Source organism: Pseudomonas sp. SIMBA_067 (assembly GCF_046534675.1).
In the GTDB taxonomy this organism is placed as follows: Bacteria; Pseudomonadota; Gammaproteobacteria; order Pseudomonadales; family Pseudomonadaceae; genus Aquipseudomonas; species Aquipseudomonas putida.
This window is the reverse complement of sequence record NZ_JAWRYH010000176.1, coordinates 1-330: the sequence shown is the minus strand read 5'-3', so window position 1 is coordinate 330 and position 330 is coordinate 1. Positions and strand designations below refer to the sequence as shown.

The following is a 330-nucleotide window of genomic DNA, read 5'->3' as shown; positions in this document are numbered from 1 at the left end:
CAATCTATCGATTGTATGGGAAGCCCGATGCGCCAGAGTTGTTTCTGAAACATGGCAAAGGTAGCGTTGCCAATGATGTTACAGATGAGATGGTCAGACTAAACTGGCTGACGGAATTTATGCCTCTTCCGACCATCAAGCATTTTATCCGTACTCCTGATGATGCATGGTTACTCACCACTGCGATCCCCGGGAAAACAGCATTCCAGGTATTAGAAGAATATCCTGATTCAGGTGAAAATATTGTTGATGCGCTGGCAGTGTTCCTGCGCCGGTTGCATTCGATTCCTGTTTGTAATTGTCCTTTTAACAGCGATCGCGTATTTCGTC

Annotated in this window: 1 protein-coding gene; it reads left to right on the top strand. The window is 45.8% G+C overall.

The window, feature by feature from the left end; genetic code table 11:
- Nucleotides 1-330 (top strand): phosphotransferase (locus SB765_RS28600; RefSeq protein ID WP_410932353.1); only part of this gene is annotated, 330 nt, incomplete at both ends.